This window comes from Pseudomonas oleovorans subsp. oleovorans (assembly GCF_002197815.1).
Taxonomy (GTDB): domain Bacteria; phylum Pseudomonadota; class Gammaproteobacteria; order Pseudomonadales; family Pseudomonadaceae; genus Aquipseudomonas; species Aquipseudomonas oleovorans.
Genome location: NZ_NIUB01000013.1, coordinates 39,401 through 56,814, shown reverse-complemented (window position 1 = coordinate 56,814; position 17,414 = coordinate 39,401). Strand labels below are relative to the sequence as shown.

The 17,414-nt window shown below is 62.4% G+C and carries 17 protein-coding genes and 2 tRNA genes; 9 read left to right on the top strand and 10 right to left on the bottom strand.

Annotation, left to right across the window (positions count from 1 at the left end; genetic code table 11):
* Positions 1-203 precede the first annotated feature (203 nt).
* From PSOLE_RS09980 to PSOLE_RS09970, 3 genes are all read right to left on the bottom strand, one after another.
* A complete protein-coding gene (locus tag PSOLE_RS09980; RefSeq protein ID WP_074859937.1) occupies positions 204-923 on the bottom strand; it encodes an FKBP-type peptidyl-prolyl cis-trans isomerase in 720 nt (239 codons plus the stop codon).
* A 186-nt stretch (positions 924-1,109) separates the two neighbouring features.
* Positions 1,110-1,186, bottom strand: a tRNA-Asp gene (locus tag PSOLE_RS09975).
* 15 nt (positions 1,187-1,201) lie between these two features.
* Positions 1,202-1,277 (bottom strand) — tRNA-Val (locus PSOLE_RS09970).
* A 294-nt stretch (positions 1,278-1,571) separates the two neighbouring features.
* Between PSOLE_RS09970 and rdgC the strand changes: the two genes are divergently transcribed.
* Positions 1,572-2,492 (top strand): recombination-associated protein RdgC, encoded by a 921-nt coding sequence (gene rdgC, locus PSOLE_RS09965; protein WP_074859940.1) that lies wholly within the window; start codon positions 1,572-1,574, stop codon positions 2,490-2,492.
* Positions 2,493-2,655: 163 nt separating this feature from the next.
* Here the strand turns inward: rdgC and edd are convergent, their stop codons facing one another.
* Positions 2,656-4,479, bottom strand: a complete 1,824-nt coding sequence (gene edd / locus PSOLE_RS09960) for a phosphogluconate dehydratase (protein ID WP_074859942.1) — start codon at positions 4,477-4,479, stop codon at positions 2,656-2,658.
* 130 nt (positions 4,480-4,609) lie between these two features.
* Here edd and gap point away from each other — a divergent pair, with 130 nt between their 5' ends.
* Positions 4,610-5,611, top strand: coding sequence for a type I glyceraldehyde-3-phosphate dehydrogenase (gene gap / locus PSOLE_RS09955; protein ID WP_074859944.1), 1,002 nt, complete (start codon positions 4,610-4,612; stop codon positions 5,609-5,611).
* Positions 5,612-5,623: 12 nt separating this feature from the next.
* A complete protein-coding gene (locus PSOLE_RS09950) occupies positions 5,624-6,088 on the top strand; it encodes a methylglyoxal synthase (protein WP_024307292.1) in 465 nt (154 codons plus the stop codon).
* Here PSOLE_RS09950 and arfB read toward each other — a convergent pair.
* On the bottom strand, positions 6,085-6,498 hold the full coding sequence (gene arfB, locus PSOLE_RS09945; protein WP_074859981.1) for an alternative ribosome rescue aminoacyl-tRNA hydrolase ArfB: 414 nt from the start codon (positions 6,496-6,498) through the stop codon (positions 6,085-6,087). The genes PSOLE_RS09950 and arfB overlap by 4 nt on opposite strands.
* Before the next feature lie 130 nt (positions 6,499-6,628).
* Here arfB and PSOLE_RS09940 point away from each other — a divergent pair, with 130 nt between their 5' ends.
* Together PSOLE_RS09940 and PSOLE_RS09935 are read left to right on the top strand one after the other, a co-directional pair.
* The gene (locus tag PSOLE_RS09940) at positions 6,629-7,693 is read left to right on the top strand and encodes a metal-dependent hydrolase (protein WP_074859946.1); all 1,065 of its coding nucleotides are present in this window, start codon (positions 6,629-6,631) and stop codon (positions 7,691-7,693) included.
* Between the two features lie 46 nt (positions 7,694-7,739).
* On the top strand, positions 7,740-9,575 hold the full coding sequence (locus tag PSOLE_RS09935; RefSeq protein WP_004423537.1) for an ABC transporter ATP-binding protein: 1,836 nt from the start codon (positions 7,740-7,742) through the stop codon (positions 9,573-9,575).
* A 91-nt stretch (positions 9,576-9,666) separates the two neighbouring features.
* On the opposite strand, the gene PSOLE_RS09930 is transcribed toward PSOLE_RS09935, so the two are convergent.
* Positions 9,667-10,992, bottom strand: coding sequence for a DEAD/DEAH box helicase (locus PSOLE_RS09930; protein WP_004423534.1), 1,326 nt, complete (start codon positions 10,990-10,992; stop codon positions 9,667-9,669).
* A gap of 439 nt (positions 10,993-11,431) precedes the next feature.
* On the opposite strand from PSOLE_RS09930, the gene PSOLE_RS09925 reads away from it, so the two are divergent.
* Entirely contained in the window at positions 11,432-12,010 is a 579-nt protein-coding gene (locus PSOLE_RS09925; protein ID WP_074859983.1) for a dihydrofolate reductase family protein, read from the top strand.
* Here PSOLE_RS09925 and rarD read toward each other — a convergent pair.
* From rarD to PSOLE_RS09905, 4 genes are all read right to left on the bottom strand, one after another.
* Positions 11,997-12,902, bottom strand: a complete 906-nt coding sequence (rarD, locus tag PSOLE_RS09920) for an EamA family transporter RarD (protein ID WP_074859948.1) — start codon at positions 12,900-12,902, stop codon at positions 11,997-11,999. The genes PSOLE_RS09925 and rarD overlap by 14 nt on opposite strands.
* Positions 12,902-13,774, bottom strand: a complete 873-nt coding sequence (locus PSOLE_RS09915) for a carboxylate/amino acid/amine transporter (RefSeq protein WP_074859949.1) — start codon at positions 13,772-13,774, stop codon at positions 12,902-12,904. Before PSOLE_RS09915 ends, rarD begins: the two co-directional genes overlap by 1 nt.
* 166 nt (positions 13,775-13,940) lie before the next feature.
* Positions 13,941-14,540, bottom strand: coding sequence for an FMN-dependent NADH-azoreductase (locus PSOLE_RS09910; RefSeq protein ID WP_074859951.1), 600 nt, complete (start codon positions 14,538-14,540; stop codon positions 13,941-13,943).
* Positions 14,541-14,675: 135 nt separating this feature from the next.
* Entirely contained in the window at positions 14,676-14,990 is a 315-nt protein-coding gene (locus PSOLE_RS09905) for a 3-phosphoglycerate kinase (protein WP_074859953.1), read from the bottom strand.
* A 77-nt stretch (positions 14,991-15,067) separates the two neighbouring features.
* Between PSOLE_RS09905 and PSOLE_RS09900 the strand changes: the two genes are divergently transcribed.
* Genes PSOLE_RS09900 through PSOLE_RS09890 form a run of 3 tightly spaced genes read left to right on the top strand, consistent with a single transcriptional unit; the run spans position 15,068 to position 17,362 of the window.
* Positions 15,068-15,994: a LysR family transcriptional regulator gene (locus PSOLE_RS09900; RefSeq protein ID WP_074859954.1), complete on the top strand. Its 927-nt coding sequence runs from the start codon at positions 15,068-15,070 to the stop codon at positions 15,992-15,994.
* A gap of 10 nt (positions 15,995-16,004) precedes the next feature.
* Entirely contained in the window at positions 16,005-16,802 is a 798-nt protein-coding gene (locus PSOLE_RS09895; RefSeq protein ID WP_074859956.1) for an alpha/beta fold hydrolase, read from the top strand.
* Positions 16,803-16,807: 5 nt separating this feature from the next.
* Entirely contained in the window at positions 16,808-17,362 is a 555-nt protein-coding gene (locus tag PSOLE_RS09890; protein WP_074859958.1) for a peptidylprolyl isomerase, read from the top strand.
* Positions 17,363-17,414: the final 52 nt, after the last annotated feature.

Below are 17,414 nucleotides of genomic sequence, written 5' to 3'. Positions count from 1 at the left end.
TATTTTTTATACAGCATATAAAATCTAATAAAATCAACAAGTTGCATATTTCGAACAAGAGGCTTGCAAGTTTTTCACGAGCTTGTTAGGACCCTTTGCATGATGTGCATAAGCGTAACACTCAGGGCGCCTCGTAGCGGCTGAGCGCCCCCAGAAACGACAACGCCCCGTCAAGACGGGGCGTTGTAAACGAGTACCGAGTGTTACGGCTCGGTCGGCTCGGCGGCGGCCTGATCCTTGATGCCGATCAGTTCCAGATCGAACACCAGTACCGAGTTGGCCGGAATGGCCGGGGACGGGCTCTGCTCGCCGTAAGCCAGCTCGCTGGGGATGTACAGCTTGTACTTCTCACCCACGTGCATCAGTTGCAGGCCTTCGACCCAGCCTGGGATCACGCCGCCAACCGGCAGATCGATGGGGCTGCCACGTGCGACGGAGCTGTCGAATACGCTGCCATCGGTCAGTTTGCCTTCATAGTGAACGGTCACTACGTCGCTTTCCTTCGGCTGTTCGCCGTCGGCTTTCTTGATCACTTCGTACTGCAGGCCAGAAGCGGTGGTGACCACGCCTTCGCGCTTGCCGTTCTCTTCAAGGAATTTCTTGCCGGCTTCAGCGGCTTCCTTGTTCAGCGCAGTCATGCGCTCTTCAGCACGGTTCTGCAGGAAGGAGAAGGCCTCGATCATGTCTTCGTCCTTGATGCGCGGTTCCTTCTTCGCCAGCGCGTCTTCGATGCCCTGAGCGACGGCCTTGGAATCCAGATCATCCATACCCTCTTCGGACAGGCTGCGCCCCATGTTCAGGCCGATGCCGTAGGAGGCTTTCTGCGCCGGGCTCTTGAGTTCGACTTCGCTGGTTTGCGAATCGCAACCGGCAAGCACCAGGCCCACCAGGGCAACCGCTGCCGCCAAACGATGCTGTTTCATGCTTGTTCCTTGTAGATGCGCCCGAAGGCCGTCGTGTGAAAGCGCGAGATTAGCAGTACGCCGCAATCACTGGCTACGGCATAGGAGCCGAGCAATGCGCTTAAGTTCAAGCAAACAAAGGATTTTTCGAAGATTTCGGCGGACGCCGAAGAGTTGTCACAGAAGGGGATGAAGCGAGGAGAAGAATGGCGCAGCGGACGGGACTCGAACCCGCGACCCCCGGCGTGACAGGCCGGTATTCTAACCGACTGAACTACCGCTGCGCGTAACTGCGAGATTGGTGGGTGATGACGGGATCGAACCGCCGACCCTCTGCTTGTAAGGCAGATGCTCTCCCGGCTGAGCTAATCACCCTTCACTCTCGAAGTGGGGCGCATTTTAGAGAGCGAGGCGAGCCTTGGCAAGCCCTCTTCGCAAAAAAATTTACCGCCGCAGCAAGAACTTAGCTACGACCGGCGAATTTCCTCGCAGACTCGTTGTCAGGGTTGGCCTGGACACGCCAGCGGAGAATAATGCGTGTTCTGTGCCGGCGGTCAGCGTTATTGGCCCGCCACCTTCATCCGTCGCTGCGCGCCAGCTTTCCCCAACGGGAGAGTTCAAGGATGGCGCCAATCCGCGACTTCATCATCAATGGAGAATCACCCGCTCATGTGGTTTCGTAACCTGCTGGTCTACCGTCTCACCCAGGACATTCCTTTCGACGCCGAAGCGCTGGAGACCGCACTGGCCAGTAAACCGGCCCGTCCCTGCGCCAGCCAGGAACTGACCACCTACGGTTTCACCGCCCCCTTCGGCAAGGGCGCCGATGCGCCACTGGTGCATGTCAGCGGCGACTTCCTGCTGATTGGCGCACGCAAGGAAGAACGCATTCTGCCGGGTTCGGTGGTGCGTGATGCGCTGAAGGAGAAGGTCGACGAAATCGAAAACACGCAGATGCGCAAGGTGTACAAGAAAGAGCGCGACCAGATCAAAGACGAGATCGTCCAGGCCTTCCTGCCGCGCGCCTTTATCCGCAAATCCGGCACCTTCGCCGCCATCGCGCCGAAGCAGGGCCTGATCCTGGTCGACAGCGCCAGCGCCAAGAAGGCTGAAGACCTGCTCTCCACCCTGCGTGAAGCCATCGGCTCGCTGCCGGTGCGCCCGCTGTCGGTGAAGATCGCGCCGACCGCCACCCTCACCGACTGGCTGAAGAACCAGAGCGCTGCCGAAGGCTTCTTCGTCCTCGACGAGTGCGAGCTGCGTGACACCCACGAAGACGGCGGCGTGGTGCGCTGCAAGCGCCAAGACCTGACCAGCGAGGAAATCCAGCTGCACCTGTCCACCGGCAAACAGGTTACTCAACTATCGCTGGCCTGGCAGGACAAGCTGTCGTTCGTGCTCGATGACAAGCTGACCATCAAGCGCCTGCGCTTCGAAGACGTGCTGCAGGAGCAGGCCGAACAGGACGGCGGTGACGACGCCCTGGCCCAGCAGGACGCCAGCTTCATCCTGATGATGATGACCCTGGTAGAGTTCCTGCCCGAGCTGTTCAGCGCACTGGGCGGCGAAGAAATTCCGCAGGGGATCTGAAGCAGGACGCAGGTCTGTAGGAGCGGCGCCCCGCCGCGAATCAGGGCGGGGCACGCTTGGATAAAGCTTCGCCCCGAGGCGGGGCTCCTACGAAGAGCGGCTTTGCAGGCCTTGCCGGCGTCTGGCAAGTAGCCCGATGCAATCCGGGCAACAGGCGCCTGCCTCAGACCAGCGACTCGAGGCTCTCGGTAAAGGCACTGGCGCCCTGCTCCGCCGTGCTGAAGTTGTGGCGCATGAAGGCGAACAACTCGCGGCCGCAGCCGATTGCCGGAGCCGGCTTTGGCGCCAACTCGCGCGCGCTGAACTCGGCTTCATCGACCTGCAGCACCAGCTGCCCGCGCTGACCATCGACACGAATCAGATCGCCGTCACGCACCCGCGCCAGCGGCCCGCCATCGAAAGCCTCCGGGCAGACATGAATGGCTGCCGGGATCTTGCCCGAAGCGCCGGACATGCGCCCATCGGTAACCAGTGCCACCTTGAAGCCGCGATCCTGCAGCACACCCAGGTAAGGCGTCATCTTGTGCAGCTCCGGCATGCCGTTGCTGCGCGGCCCCTGAAAACGCACCACGGCGACGAAATCGCGCTCCAGCTTGCCGGCCTTGAAGGCTTCGACCAGCTCCAACTGATCCTCGAACACCAGAGCTGGTGCTTCCACCACCTGATGCTCGGGGGCCACCGCGGACACCTTCATCACCCCACGCCCCAGGTTGCCCTGCATCAGGCGCAGGCCGCCTTCTGCCGAGAACGGCCGCGCCACGGGGCGCAGCACGCTTTCCTCCAGACTTTCGCTCGGCCCGTCGCGCCAGACCAGCTTGCCGTCCTCGAGGAAGGGCTCACGGGTGTAGCGTGACAGGCCGCGGCCGGCCACGGTGTTGACCTCTTCATGTAGCAACCCGGCGTCGAGCAATTCGCGGATCAGGAAAGCCATGCCGCCAGCGGCCTGGAAGTGGTTGATGTCGGCCTTGCCATTGGGGTAGACGTGCGCGAGGGTCGGCACCACTTCGGACAGGTCGGCCATGTCCTGCCAGGTCAGCAGAATGCCGGCGGCGCGGGCGATGGCCGGCATATGCAGGGTATGGTTGGTGGAGCCACCAGTGGCATGCAGGGCAACGATGGAGTTGACCAGGCAACGCTCGTCGACGATCTCGCCGATGGGCATGAAACTCCCGCTCTGCTTGGTCAGGCGGGTGACCTGCTGCGCAGCTTCACGGGTCAGCGCATCACGCAGCGGCGTGCCCGGATTGATGAAGGAAGCGCCTGGCAGGTGCAGGCCCATCACCTCCATCAGTAGCTGGTTGGTATTGGCGGTGCCATAGAAGGTGCAGGTACCTGGCCCGTGGTAAGCGGCCATTTCCGCCGCCAGCAGCTCGTCGCGGGTCGCCTTGCCCTCGGCGTAACGCTGACGCACGTCGGCCTTCTCCTTGTTGGACAGCCCCGAGGTCATCGGCCCGGCCGGCACGAATATCGACGGCAGATGACCGAAACGCAGCGCGCCCATCATCAGCCCTGGCACGATCTTGTCGCACACGCCCAGATACAGCGCCGCATCGAACATGTTGTGCGACAGCGCCACAGCGGTGGACATGGCGATCACCTCGCGACTGGCGATCCCAATCTCCATGCCCGGCTCACCCTGGGTCACACCATCGCACATGGCCGGTACGCCACCGGCGAACTGCCCCACTGAGCCCAGCTCACGCAGCGCCTGTTTGATCTGCTCGGGAAAGGTTTCGTAGGGCTGATGGGCCGACAACATGTCGTTGTAGGCAGACACGATGGCCACGTTGGCCGCATCCATCAGGCGCAGGGTCTGCTTGTCGTGACCGCTGCAGCCAGCCACGCCATGGGCGAAGTTGGCGCACTGCAGCTTGCCCCGCTGCGGGCCTTCGCTGGCGGCGGCACGGATCATCTCCAGGTAGCGCTGGCGCGTGGCGCGGCTGCGCTGGACAAGACGTTCGGTCACTTCAACAACGCGGGGATGCATGGGGAATCTCCAGGCTAGCGACTAGCGCTTATTTGTATTTACAACAAAATACTGCCACTCAATGGGCTTGATTTCTAGAGAAATGGGAATAATCTTGTAATTACAACAACAAATTGACGAGACCCTCACCATGACACTACGCATCGCCATCAATGGCTTCGGCCGCATCGGCCGCAACGTGCTACGCGCACTCTACACCCAGCAATATCGCCAGCACCTGCAGGTCGTGGCCATCAACGACCTGGGCGACAGCGCGATCAATGCCCACCTGTTGCAATATGACAGCGTCCACGGCCATTTCCCTGAAGAAGTTAAAGTGGACGGCGAAAGCTTGTGGATCAAGGGTGACCGCATCGCCGTCAGCACCATTCGCAACCCGGCCGAGCTGCCGTGGAAAACCCATCAGGTCGATGTGGTGCTGGAATGCACCGGGCTGTTCACCGAGCGCGACAAGGCCGCCGCGCACCTCACCGCCGGCGCGCGCAAGGTCTTGATCTCCGCGCCCGCCAAGGGTGCCGACGCCACCGTGGTGTATGGCGTCAACGAACAGGTGCTGACGCCGGACATGCAGATCATCTCCAACGCCTCCTGCACCACCAACTGCCTGGCGCCGGTGGCCCAGGTGCTGCAACGCGAATTGGGCATCGAGCAAGGCCTGATGACCACCATCCACGCCTACACCAACGACCAGAACCTGTCCGATGTGTACCACAGCGACCCGTACCGCGCACGCTCGGCGACCCAATCGATGATCCCGACCAAAACCGGCGCCGCCGAAGCGGTCGGCCTGGTACTGCCGGAGCTGGCCGGCAAGCTTACCGGTATGGCCGTGCGGGTGCCGGTGATCAACGTGTCGCTGGTCGATCTGACCGTGCAGGTCAAGCGCGAAACCACTGCCGAGGAAGTCAATGCCCTGCTCAAGGCCGCCAGCGAGCGATCCCCGGTTCTCGGTTACAACGCTCTGCCGCTGGTGTCCTGCGACTTCAACCACAACCCGTTGTCATCGATCTTCGACGCCAACCACACCAAGGTCAGCGGCAAGCTGCTCAAGGTCATGGCCTGGTATGACAATGAGTGGGGCTTCTCCAACCGTATGCTGGACAACTGCCTGGTCCTGGCCCGCTTGAATTGAACAGGAGGCTCGATGAGCCGTATCAGCTTTACCCGTGCCCAACTGCCGGCACGCAAGCGCATCGCACTGGTGGCGCATGATCACTGCAAGGGTTTCCTGCTGGACTGGTGCGAACGTCAACGCGACAAGCTGGCGCGCCATGAACTGGTGGCCACCGGCACCACCGGCCTACTCTTGAGCAAACGCCTGGATCTGCCGGTGGAGAGCATGATCAGCGGCCCGCTGGGCGGCGACCAGCAAATCGGCGCACGCATTGCCGAGCAGCGCGTGGACATGCTGGTGTTCTTCTGGGACCCGTTCGAGCCGCAGCCACACGACCCGGATATCAAGGCACTGCTGCGTGTAGCGGCGGTATGGAACATCCCGGTAGCGTGCAACGAGAGCAGCGCCGACTACATGCTCAGCAGCAGCCTGCTGGAGCAACAGCACGAGTATCGCATTCCCGACTATCAGGCTTATCTGGCAGCGCGCGGCTAAAAATCCACCTTGCCCCGCCCCGCCTTGATCGCGCCGCGCTTGCTCTTGCCGTCCAGGCGACGCTTCTTCGAGCCCAGGGTCGGTTTGGTCGGGCGGCGTTGCTTTTCCACCTTGCCGGCGCTGCGGATCAACTCGGCAAGGCGCTCCAGGGCATCGGCGCGATTCTGCTCCTGAGTGCGGTACTGCTGCGCCTTGATGATCACCACCCCGTCGGCGGTGATACGACTGTCGGCAAGCGTCAGCAGGCGCTCCTTGTAAAAGGGCGGCAACGATGAGGCCTGGCTGTCGAAACGCAGGTGCACGGCGCTGGACACCTTGTTGACGTTCTGCCCACCGGCGCCCTGGGCGCGGATGGCGGTCAGTTCGATTTCATCATCGGGAAGGTGAACACTGTTGGAGACGATCAGCATGGCCATGATTTCTTGAAAGGCATGGCATCAGAATACCCGCCGCAGCTGTAATCTTTGCTTGAAATTTCCCCACGGCATTCGCCGGTCACCTCGGCTAACGTAGCGGCCTGTCTTTTTTCGGAAGCACTCGATGGACTCCATAACCCAGGCGGTACTCGGCGCCAGCATCCAGGGCGCGCTGCTCGGTCGCTGGCAGGGGCGCAAGGCGCTGCTCTACGGCGCGATGCTCGCCACCGTTCCCGACCTGGATGTGGTCATGGAATACGGCGATGCCGTGGCCAACATGACCTACCATCGCGGTTTCAGCCACTCGCTGTTCGTTCTCAGCGGCTTTGCCCTGCTGCTGACCTGGCTGGCCAGGCGCTTTCGCCCTCACCCGGGTTACTCGGCCAATCGTTTATTGCTCACGCTGTGGCTGGTGCTGATCACCCACCCGCTGCTGGACGCCTTCACCAGCTACGGCACCCAGCTGTTCTGGCCGCTGATGCCGACACCTACGGCCTGGTCGAGCCTGTTCATCATCGACCCGCTGTACACCTTGCCGCTGATTGCAGCGGTGCTGATCAGCCTGTTCACTGGGTTGCGCGAGCAGAGTTGGCGCGTACCGGCCGTAGCGCTGGCGGTGTCGACGCTGTACATCGGCTTCAGCCTGGCCGGCAAGTTCATGGCCGAGCAGCGAGTGGAACGCGAGCTGGCGCGTCAGGGCATCCAGGCCGAACAGCTGTTCACCACACCGACACCGCTCAACACGCTGCTGTGGCGCGTCATCGTGCTCGATGGCGAGCACTATCACGAAGCCCTGGTTGGCTGGTTTGATGACGAGCCACCGCAACTGCAACGCTTGCCGCGCGGCACTCATCTGCGTGAGCACCTGGCTGACGCCCCCATGCATCAACGCCTGGAGTGGTTCAGCGGCGGTGTGCTGCGCTATGACCAGATCGGTGATCGCCTGGTGGTCACCGACCTGCGCCTGGGCATGACCGGTTTTCATCCCTTCCGCTTCGATTTCGCGCAGAGGAAAGAGGGTCAGTGGCAGGTGCATGAGCGCATCGACCGCCTGCCCTTCAGTCGCGGCGAGTCCGAACACCTGGCCTTGCTATTCAAGCGTATCTGGCAGCCTGAGGTGCACGTGCCGCTGCTGGCCTGGGCCAGCGAGTTGCAGAAACCGCTTTTAACTGAGACTCGCTCGCACTGACAGCGTTACTATCGGCGTCCACTCCTATTGAGGCAAGACGCCTGCAATGCTGTTTCGCCGCTTCGAATCCCTGATCGACGTCTTCAAACCAAGCCCCGACGTCGCCCCGCCAACCGGCATGCTGCGTTTCTACAGCCATTACCTGAAACAGGTGTGGCCGCTGATGCTGGCAGTGCTGATCATCGGCTTCTTCGCCGCCCTGATCGAAGTCGCGCTGTTCAGCTTCCTCGGCCAGCTGATCGACATGGCCCAGGCCAGCACGGATGCCAGCAGCTTCTTCAGCAAGCACCAGAACGAGCTGCTGTGGATGCTGCTGGTGGCGCTGATCATCCGCCCCCTGGTGTTCGGCCTGCACAACCTGCTCACGCACCAGGCGGTCAATCCGGGCCTGACCAACCTGATTCGCTGGCAGAACCACCGCTACGTGCTCAAGCAGAGCCTGAGCTTCTTCCAGAACGACTTCGCCGGCCGCATCGCCCAGCGCGTGATGCAGACCGGCCCTTCGCTATGCGACTCGGCCATGCAGGTGATCGACGCGCTGTGGCATGTGGTGGTCTATGCCGGCAGCGCGCTGTACCTGTTCGCCGCCGCCGATCTGCGCCTGGTGGTGCCGCTGTCGTTGTGGATAGTCGGCTACAGCGCGGCGCTCTGGTACTTCGTGCCGCGCATCAAGGCGCGCTCGGCTGCCGCTTCCTCGGCGCGCTCGAAAGTTATGGGCCGGGTCGTCGATGGCTACAGCAACATCGCCACGCTCAAGCTGTTCGCCCACTCGCAGGAAGAGGAAAGCTACGCCCGCGAAGCCATGCAGGATCTGCTCGACAAGTTCCGCCTGCAGTCGCGCACCATCACTGCCCTGGATTTTCTCATCACCTGCCTGAACGGCGTACTGATCGTCGGCACCGGCGCCCTGGCCCTGTGGCTGTGGAGCCAGTCACTGATCACCACTGGCGCCATCGCCCTGGCGCTGGGCCTGGTAATCCGCATCAACAACATGGCCGAATGGATCATGTGGGTGGTCAACGGCATCTTCGAGAACGTCGGCACCGTGCAGGACGGCATGCAGAGCATCGTTCAGCCACGCCAGGTGCTCGACCACGCAAATGCCAAACCGCTGCAGGTGACGCAGGGCGGCGTGCGTTTCGAGGACATCCACTTCCACTACGGCAAGAAGGGCGGCGTGATCAGCGGCCTGGACATCGCCATTGCACCCGGCGAGAAAATCGGTCTGGTCGGCCCTTCCGGCGCCGGCAAGTCGACCCTGGTCAACCTGCTGCTGCGCCTGTACGACCTGGAAAGCGGACGCATCCTGATCGACGATCAGGACATCGCCACGGTGACTCAGGAAAGCCTGCGCGCCAACATCGGCGTGGTGACCCAGGACACCGCCCTGCTGCACCGTTCGATCCGTGACAACCTGCGCTACGGCAAACCCGCTGCCAACGACGACGAGCTCTGGCAAGCAGTACGCAAGGCCCGCGCCGATGCCTTCATCCCCACCCTCGATGACAGCCAGGGCGGACGCGGCATGGATGCTCAGGTCGGTGAGCGCGGCGTGAAGCTGTCCGGTGGCCAGCGTCAGCGCATTGCCATCGCCCGCGTGCTGCTCAAGGACGCGCCGATTCTGGTACTGGACGAAGCCACCTCGGCACTGGACTCGGAAGTGGAGGCGGCCATTCAGGAAAGCCTGGATAGCCTGATGGAAGGCAAGACGGTGATCGCCATCGCCCACCGCCTGTCGACCATCGCACGGATGGATCGCCTGGTGGTGATCGACCGGGGGCAGGTCATCGAAACCGGCACCCACGCCGAGCTGATTGCCCACGGCGGTCTGTATGCACGCCTGTGGCAGCACCAGACCGGTGGTTTCGTCGGGGTGGAGTAGAGTGAGGCTTGTGTAGGAGCCGGCTTGCCGGCGATGCGATTGATACGCCCATCGCCGGCAAGCCGGCTCCTACAGAATCAAGGTCGCAGCCTTACTCCGCAGCCGGCTTCTTGCGCTTGAGCGGCGCGCTGCCATCGGCACTGACCAGCACAGAAGGCTTGCCAGCAGGACGCGGACCGGTCTTGCGCTTGGAGGCGGTGGCTTTCTTCGGATCTTTCTTGTCGGTCTTTTTCTTCTTGCTGCCGGCGGCCTTGCCCGAGGCCTTGAGGTTCTTCGGCCCCTGGTAGATGCCTTTCAGCTCCTTGATGGTACGACGCTCGAAACGCTGCTTGAGGTAGCGCTCGATGCTCGACATCAGGTTCCAATCGGTGTGGCAGATCAGCGATACCGCCAGGCCTTCGCCGCCGGCACGGCCGGTACGACCGATGCGGTGCACGTACTCGTCGCCGGAACGCGGCATGTCGAAGTTGATCACCAGATCCAGGCCTTCGACGTCCAGACCGCGCGCAGCCACGTCGGTGGCCACCAGGACCTTGACTGCTCCCTGGCGTAGGCGGTCGATGGCCAGCTTGCGGTCCTTCTGATCCTTCTCACCGTGCAACACGAACGCCTTGACCCCGGCCGCCACCAGCTTGCCGTAGAGACGATCAGCCTGGACGCGGGTGTTGGTGAAGACGATAGCCTTGTCGTAGGTCTCGTTGGCCAACAACCAGTCCACAAGCTGTTCCTTGTGATAGTTGTGGTCGGCCGTGATGATTTGCTGGCGAGTACCCTCATTGAGCTGGCTGACGCTGTTGAGCATCAGGTGCTGCGGGTCCTTGAGCACCTTGGCGACCATCTCGCGCAGGCCATTGCCGCCAGTGGTAGCGGAGAACAGCAGGGTCTGGTGCGGGCCGCAGGCCTCAGCCAGGCGCTGGGCGTCCTCGGCAAAGCCCATGTCGAGCATGCGGTCGGCTTCATCGAACACCAGCACCTCGACCTCATCCAGCGGCAGATTACCGGCGTTGGCATGCTCGATCAGCCGGCCCGGCGTACCGATCAGAATGTCGATCTTGCGCATCATCGCGGCCTGCACCTTGAAGTCCTCACCACCGGTAACCAGACCGGCCTTGAGGAAGGTGAACTGGGCGAAGCGCTCGACTTCCTTGAGCGTCTGCTGCGCCAGCTCACGGGTCGGCAGCAGAATCAGCGCACGAATGCTGAGGCGCTGCTTGGAGTTGCCATCGCCGAGCAGCCGATTGAGCAGCGGCAGGACGAAAGCGGCGGTCTTGCCACTGCCGGTCTGGGCGATCACCCGCAAGTCCTTGCCCTCCAGCGCAGGCGGAATCGCTGCCGCCTGCACCGGAGTCGGCTCGACGAAATTAAGCTCGGCCACGGCTTTGAGCAGGCGTTCATGCAGGGCGAATTGGGCAAACACGGGGGCACTACCTCAAAGAAATCGACAAAACGATGCATAGCCTAACGGTTTCCGCCGTCGGGGCCGAATTTCTTTGCATGAAACTCGCATTCAGGCGACGACGGACGGCTGTCTGGAGTCGCTATCCGGCAGGAGCGGGCCGGAATCGGGAGCGCGCGCCGGATATCCAATTCGCATCACTACCCGAGAGCGCTGCCCATGCCCATCAAACCCCAGACCACTCTCAGTATCGGCCTGTGCGTCCTGTTGGCCGCAATGGAAGCAGATCGGCCGTGACGTGGTGCTGCTCGCCATCGCGACGGGGATCGTCTAGGAAATTCTGCGCAACGTTCTCGAATGAGAGACTATCGCGCAGCCATCCGACAAGCGGTACGGCGCACGACGAACTTGTCTCGGCGGCGCCACTCCAATTTTCAGATGGCCCGCCCGAGGTGCAATGATGAACCCGTCACTGATCTATCACGTCACTTCGAGCCTCGATGGCTACATCGCTCGCCCCGATGGGCGCATCGACTGGTTCGACTCGCTACGCCAGGCCGATGAAGAATATGCCTTTCAGTACTTCTACTCCGGCATCAACGCACTGCTGATGGGCCGAGGCACTTACGAGGCCCTCCTCAAGCGCGGCGGCCCATGGCCCTACCCCGGCAAACCCTGTGTGGTGCTGACTCGCCTCGCCCTGCCGCGCGCCGCAGACGAAATCCAGCTGACCCACTGCACGCCTGCTCAAGCCGTGGCGGCATTGAACGAAGCCGGCTTCCAGCGTATCTGGCTGGTCGGTGGCAGCCTGCTGGCGGGTAACTGCTACACCGCCGGGCTGATCGACGAAGTGGTGATCAACCTGGTGCCGCACCTGCTCGGCGCCGGCATCCCGCTGCTGGCCACGGGCATGGAACGCAGCCTGACCCTGAGCGACCAACGCCGCTTCAACAGTGGCACCCTGCAGGTGCATTATCGGGTGCAGAAGCAGGCCAATATGCGGACGCAGATCCCCGCGCCGCGTATCAACGTGGCCTGATGCTCTCGCGCTGCTGCTTGCGCAGCAGCCGAGCGCTGTCCCAGCCGACCAGCAGCACAGCCCCCCAGATCGGTAGATAGGTCAGCCATTGCCCGCTGTCGAAGCGCTCGCCCAGCACCAGTAGCGCCACGGCGAACAACAGCACCGGCTCGACGTAACTGAGAATGCCGAACAGCCCCAAGGGCAACAACCGGCTCGATGCCATGTAAGCGGCGAACGCCAGGGTGCCGATCAACGCCATCACCGGTACCAGCAGCCATAGCAAGGGACGATCGCTGAACGCCCCCACCGGCCCGTACGCGATGATCAGCCAGATCGCCAACGGTGCCAGCACCAGCATCTCCAGCACGAAACCGGACAACGCATCCAGGCGCATCCAGCGGCGCAGCATGAAATAAGGTGGGTAACCCAGCGCGGTGATCAGCGTCAGCCAGGAAAACGCCTGGGTACGCCACAACTCGTGCAGCACGCCGAGCATGGCGCAGGTCACCGCCAACTGCTGCAGCGGGCGCAGGCGCTCGCCGTAGAACAGTCGGCCGGTCAGCACCATGGCCAACGGCAGCAGGAAGTAGCCCATGGACACTTCCAGCATGTGCCCGGCCAATGGTGCCCAGAGAAACAGCCCCCACTGCACGCCGATCAGCGCCGCTGCCAGCGGGCAGGCGGCCAACAACAGCGGCTCGCGACGCAGACGCACGAAGCTCTCGCGCAGCAAGCTGGTCTGCCGCGCCAGCAGTACCAACAGCAAGACCAGGGGAATCGACCAGAGCACGCGCTGAGCGAATATCTGCACGCCATCGAGAGGCGTCAGCCACTGCACATAGCCCGGCAGCAGGGCAAACAGCATCGAAGCGCCAACCGATAGCGCCACACCCCGCCCGGACAGTTGCATCAGTGCACCTCGGCCGGCATGCGGCGCTCACGCCCCAGACGAACCAGCGGCAGCGAAGCTGCGATCACCGCACCGCCAAGCGCCAGACGCAGCCAGTCGGCATCGTGATTCCAGATCAGCAGGTTGACCAGCAGGCCAGCCGGCACCAATGCATTGTTCATCACCGCCAGGGTGCCACCATCGACCAGGCTGGCGCCCTTGTTCCACCAGTACAGCCCCACCCCCGAAGCCACCACGCCAAGCCAGAGCAGCACCCCCCACTGCAACGGAGTGCCAGGCAGGCGTTCACTATTGCCCAGCAACAGGAACGCAGGCAGGGCAATCAGCAGCGCCCCCAGATAGAAGAAGCCGAAACGCCGGTACTGCGGCTCGCTCGAGGGATGCTTGAGCAACAGGTGCTTGTACAGCACCTGACCGGCGGCGAAGGTGAAGTTGGCCACCTGCAGCAGCAGGAAGCCGAATAAAAAGCCGCTGCTGATACCGTCATAGCGGATGATCCCGGCGCCCAGCACCGCCACCACTGCAGCCACCAGCGCCCAGGGATTGAACCTGCGGTTCAGCGCATCCTCGATCAGCGTCACGTGCAGTGGCGTGAGAATGGTGAACAACAGCACCTCCGGCACGGTCAGCACCGAGAAGCTCAGGTACAGGCACACGTAAGTGATGCCGAACTGCAGCGCGCCGATCAGCAGCATGCCGCGCACGAATGCCGGGGCATGGCCACGCCAGCGGGTCAGCGGCACGAACAGCAAGCCGGCAATGACGATCCGCGTCAGCACCGCAAAATAGCTGTCGACATGACCGGCCAGGTACTCGCCGATCAGGCTGAAGGAAAACGCCCACAGCAGGGTCACTATCAGCAGATATCGCACAGCCACCTCCGAAGGAAGGCGGCGACCTTAGCGCGTTCCCCTGCGCCGGACAATCCATACGCCAGGGTAGGCGCTGTCCAGCCCCATAAAAAAAACCGGCCGTTCCCTCACGGAACGACCGGTATAGCACGCCCGCTAGCGGGCGCTCAGGAGCGTCGGGGGAGCGTCAGGCCACTTCAGCCAGCCTGGCCTTGGCCTGGGCCAGGCCTTTTTCACTGAACTCGGCGCCCAGGTTCAGGCCTTCGGCATGGATGAACTGCACGTCATGGATACCAATGAAAGCCAGCGCCTGGCGCAGGTAGGGTTCCTGATGATCCAGACCGCTGCCGGCGTAGATACCGCCACGCGCGGTCAGCACGAAGGCACGCTTGCCGGTCAGCAGGCCCTGCGGGCCGGTTTCGGTGTACTTGAAGGTGACGCCGGCGCGCAGCACATGATCCAGCCAGGCCTTCAGCGTGCTGGGGATGGCGAAGTTGTACATCGGCGCAGCCAGCACCAGCACATCGGCAGCCAGCAACTCATCGGTGAGTTGATTGGAGCGGGCCAGGGCAGCCTTCTCGGCATCGTTCTGCTGCTCGCTCGGGGTCATCCAGCCACCCAGCAGGGTGGCATCGAGGTGCGGAACCGGCTCGACTGCCAGATCGCGAATCTGGATCTGGTCTGCCGGGTGTGCGGCTTGCCAATTACCGATGAACTGCCGGGTCAGCTCGCGGGAAACCGAACCTTGCTGGCGGGCGCTGCTTTCGATAACGAGAACACGGGACATGTCTGAGGCTCCATCGAGAGAGTTGAGAGTCGATGGAGCACAGAGTAGAGACTCAGATTTCGATTAAAAAGCGCAAATATCCGCTTACATATATCGATTAAATTGATTTATAGACCTGCCGCGTCTAGGCTTTCATCACCTCAGGTTGCAGGTCAGGTTGACCCGCAGGCGAATCACGCTCCGGGTGAACTTGACCGTCATGTTGTTGCTGGCGCCAGGCGCCAACACGGTACGCCGGGTACGTGGTGCCTCGGGGCCATTGCGAAACACAGCCGTGCATTCGGCCTCGCTCTGCCCGTAGTTGTAGAGCATCAGCGCCGACATGTTGTGATCGATTACCTGTGTGCTGGCCGAGACCTCGGCACCATTGAACTGTTTTTCTACCTCGATGGGGTAGGCATGGGCAGCCAGCGGCAGACAGGCGAACAGCAAGCAGATTATTTTTTTCATCGGTGCTCTCCAACGTGGGATCGCCAGTGTAGGTGGAGATCGTCGGCGATAACAGCCGACTCAGGCAGGATGATGCAATGAAAGCTCCTCGCGTAACCCTGGATCAATGGCGCACGCTGCAAGCTGTCGTGGATCAGGGCGGTTTCGCCCAGGCCGCCGACGTGTTGCACCGTTCGCAGTCCTCGGTCAGCTATACCGTCGCGCGCATGCAGGAACAGCTCGGCGTACCGCTGTTGCGTATCGACGGTCGCAAGGCCGTGCTTACCGAGGCCGGCGACGTGCTGCTGCGCCGTTCGCGGCAACTGGTCAAGCAGGCCAGTCAACTGGAAGACCTTGCGCACCACATGGAGCAGGGCTGGGAAGCCGAGGTACGCCTGGTGGTGGATGCCGCCTACCCCACCGCCAACCTCGTCCGCGCCCTGACCGCCTTCATGCCGCAAAGCCGGGGTTGCCGCGTGCGCCTGCGTGAAGAAGTGTTGTCCGGGGTCGAGGAGGTGCTGCTCGAAGGCACTGCCGATCTGGCCATCAGCACGCTGAACATCACCGGCCATCTGGGTATCGAGCTGGGCGAAGTGGAGTTCGTTGCCGTCGCCAACCCGGAACACCCACTGCACCGCTTGCAACGCGAATTGAGCTTTCAGGATCTGGAAGGCCAGATGCAAGTGGTCACCCGTGACAGCGGCCGCCTGCAGCCGCGTGATGCCGGCTGGCTGGGCGCCGAACAGCGCTGGACGGTTGGCAGCCTGCCGACCGCGCGTACCTTCGTCAGCAGCGGCCTGGGCTTTGCCTGGCTGCCGCGCCACCTGATCGTCCGCGAGCTGCAGGAAGGCCTGCTCAAACCTCTGCCGCTGGCACAGGGTGGCATCCGCAAGCCACGCTTCTTCCTCTACAGCAACAAGGACCGTGTCCTCGGCCCGGCCACGCAGATTCTCATCGAGCTAATCAAGAATTTCGACGCGACGCCTCTGGATGCAGCCTTTGCGGCACCCTCGCCAAACCATTGAGACCCCGCGCATGCCCTACTTCGACAACGATGGCTGTCAGCTGCACTACGAGGACTATGGTCATGGACAGCCGCTGCTGCTGGTGCATGGCCTGGGCTCGAGCACGCGCGACTGGGAATACCAGATTCCGCTGCTAGCCCGGCATTACCGGGTGCTGGCACTGGACGTTCGTGGCCACGGCCGTTCGGACAAGCCGCGCGGACCTTACCGCATCGCCGACTTCGCCGATGACGTGGTCGCACTGATCGAACACCTGCAACTGCCACCGGTGCATCTGGTGGGCATTTCCATGGGCGGCATGATCGGCTTCCAGCTTGGCGTCGACCGCCCCGAACTGTTGCGCAGCCTGACCATCGTCAACAGCGGCCCCGAAGTGAAAGCCAGAAACGCGCGCGAATGGCTGGAAATCGGCAAGCGCTGGACGCTGTCGCGCCTGCTCAGCCTGGACACCATCGGCAAGGCGCTGGGCAAGTTGCTGTTCCCCAAGCCCGAGCAGGCAGAATTGCGGCGCAAGATCGAAGAACGCTGGCCGCAGAACGACAAGCGCGCCTACCTCGCCAGCCTCAACGCGATCATCGGCTGGGGCGTGCGCGAACGCCTCGATCGCATCACCTGTCCTACCCTGGTGATCAGCGCCGACCACGACTACACACCGGTTGAACGCAAACGTGAATACGTGGCAGAAATGCCCAACGCGCATCTGCTGGTGATCGAAAATTCGCGCCACGCCACACCACTGGATCAACCGGAACGCTTTAATAACGCCCTGCTCGCCTTTCTCGGCGAGATTGCCAACAAGGAAAACTGACCATCATGCTCAAGCAACTCGTTCTCGCCACCGGCACCCTGCTGCTGTCCTCCAGCCTGCTGGCCGCCGACAACCCCAAGGTACTGCTGACCACCAGCCTGGGCGAAGTGGAGGTGGAACTGGCCGCCGACAAGGCACCGATCAGCACGCAAAACTTCCTCAAATACGTCGACAGCGGCTTTTACAACGGCACCCAGTTCCATCGGGTAATTCCGGGTTTCATGGTCCAGGGCGGCGGTTTCGATGCCGACATGCGCCAGAAGGACACCGACGCACCGATCAAGAACGAGGCCGACAATGGCCTGCACAACGTCCGTGGCACCCTGGCCATGGCTCGCACCCAGGTACGCGACTCGGCCACCAGCCAGCTCTTCATCAACCACAAGGACAACGCTTTCCTCGACCACAGCTCGCGTGACTTCGGTTACGCCGTGTTCGGCAAGGTGACCCGTGGCATGGACGTGGTGGACAAGATCGCCCAGGTACCCACCGGCAACCGCGGCATGCACCAGAACGTACCGCGCGAGCCAGTGCTGATCATCGACGCCAAGCGTCTGTAAGCTCCCGATGTAGCCGTAGCCCCGATGCAATCCGGGGGATTGCAACACACCC

Coding starts and splice junctions, on each gene's coding strand:
- PSOLE_RS09980 (WP_074859937.1), bottom strand. CDS start 923: ATGAAACAGCATCGTTTGGCGGCAGCGGTTGCCCTGGTGGGCCTGGTG.
- rdgC (WP_074859940.1), top strand. CDS start 1,572: ATGTGGTTTCGTAACCTGCTGGTCTACCGTCTCACCCAGGACATTCCT.
- edd (WP_074859942.1), bottom strand. CDS start 4,479: ATGCATCCCCGCGTTGTTGAAGTGACCGAACGTCTTGTCCAGCGCAGC.
- gap (WP_074859944.1), top strand. CDS start 4,610: ATGACACTACGCATCGCCATCAATGGCTTCGGCCGCATCGGCCGCAAC.
- PSOLE_RS09950 (WP_024307292.1), top strand. CDS start 5,624: ATGAGCCGTATCAGCTTTACCCGTGCCCAACTGCCGGCACGCAAGCGC.
- arfB (WP_074859981.1), bottom strand. CDS start 6,498: ATGCTGATCGTCTCCAACAGTGTTCACCTTCCCGATGATGAAATCGAA.
- PSOLE_RS09940 (WP_074859946.1), top strand. CDS start 6,629: ATGGACTCCATAACCCAGGCGGTACTCGGCGCCAGCATCCAGGGCGCG.
- PSOLE_RS09935 (WP_004423537.1), top strand. CDS start 7,740: ATGCTGTTTCGCCGCTTCGAATCCCTGATCGACGTCTTCAAACCAAGC.
- PSOLE_RS09925 (WP_074859983.1), top strand. CDS start 11,432: ATGAACCCGTCACTGATCTATCACGTCACTTCGAGCCTCGATGGCTAC.
- rarD (WP_074859948.1), bottom strand. CDS start 12,902: ATGCAACTGTCCGGGCGGGGTGTGGCGCTATCGGTTGGCGCTTCGATG.
- PSOLE_RS09910 (WP_074859951.1), bottom strand. CDS start 14,540: ATGTCCCGTGTTCTCGTTATCGAAAGCAGCGCCCGCCAGCAAGGTTCG.
- PSOLE_RS09905 (WP_074859953.1), bottom strand. CDS start 14,990: ATGAAAAAAATAATCTGCTTGCTGTTCGCCTGTCTGCCGCTGGCTGCC.
- PSOLE_RS09900 (WP_074859954.1), top strand. CDS start 15,068: ATGAAAGCTCCTCGCGTAACCCTGGATCAATGGCGCACGCTGCAAGCT.
- PSOLE_RS09895 (WP_074859956.1), top strand. CDS start 16,005: ATGCCCTACTTCGACAACGATGGCTGTCAGCTGCACTACGAGGACTAT.
- PSOLE_RS09890 (WP_074859958.1), top strand. CDS start 16,808: ATGCTCAAGCAACTCGTTCTCGCCACCGGCACCCTGCTGCTGTCCTCC.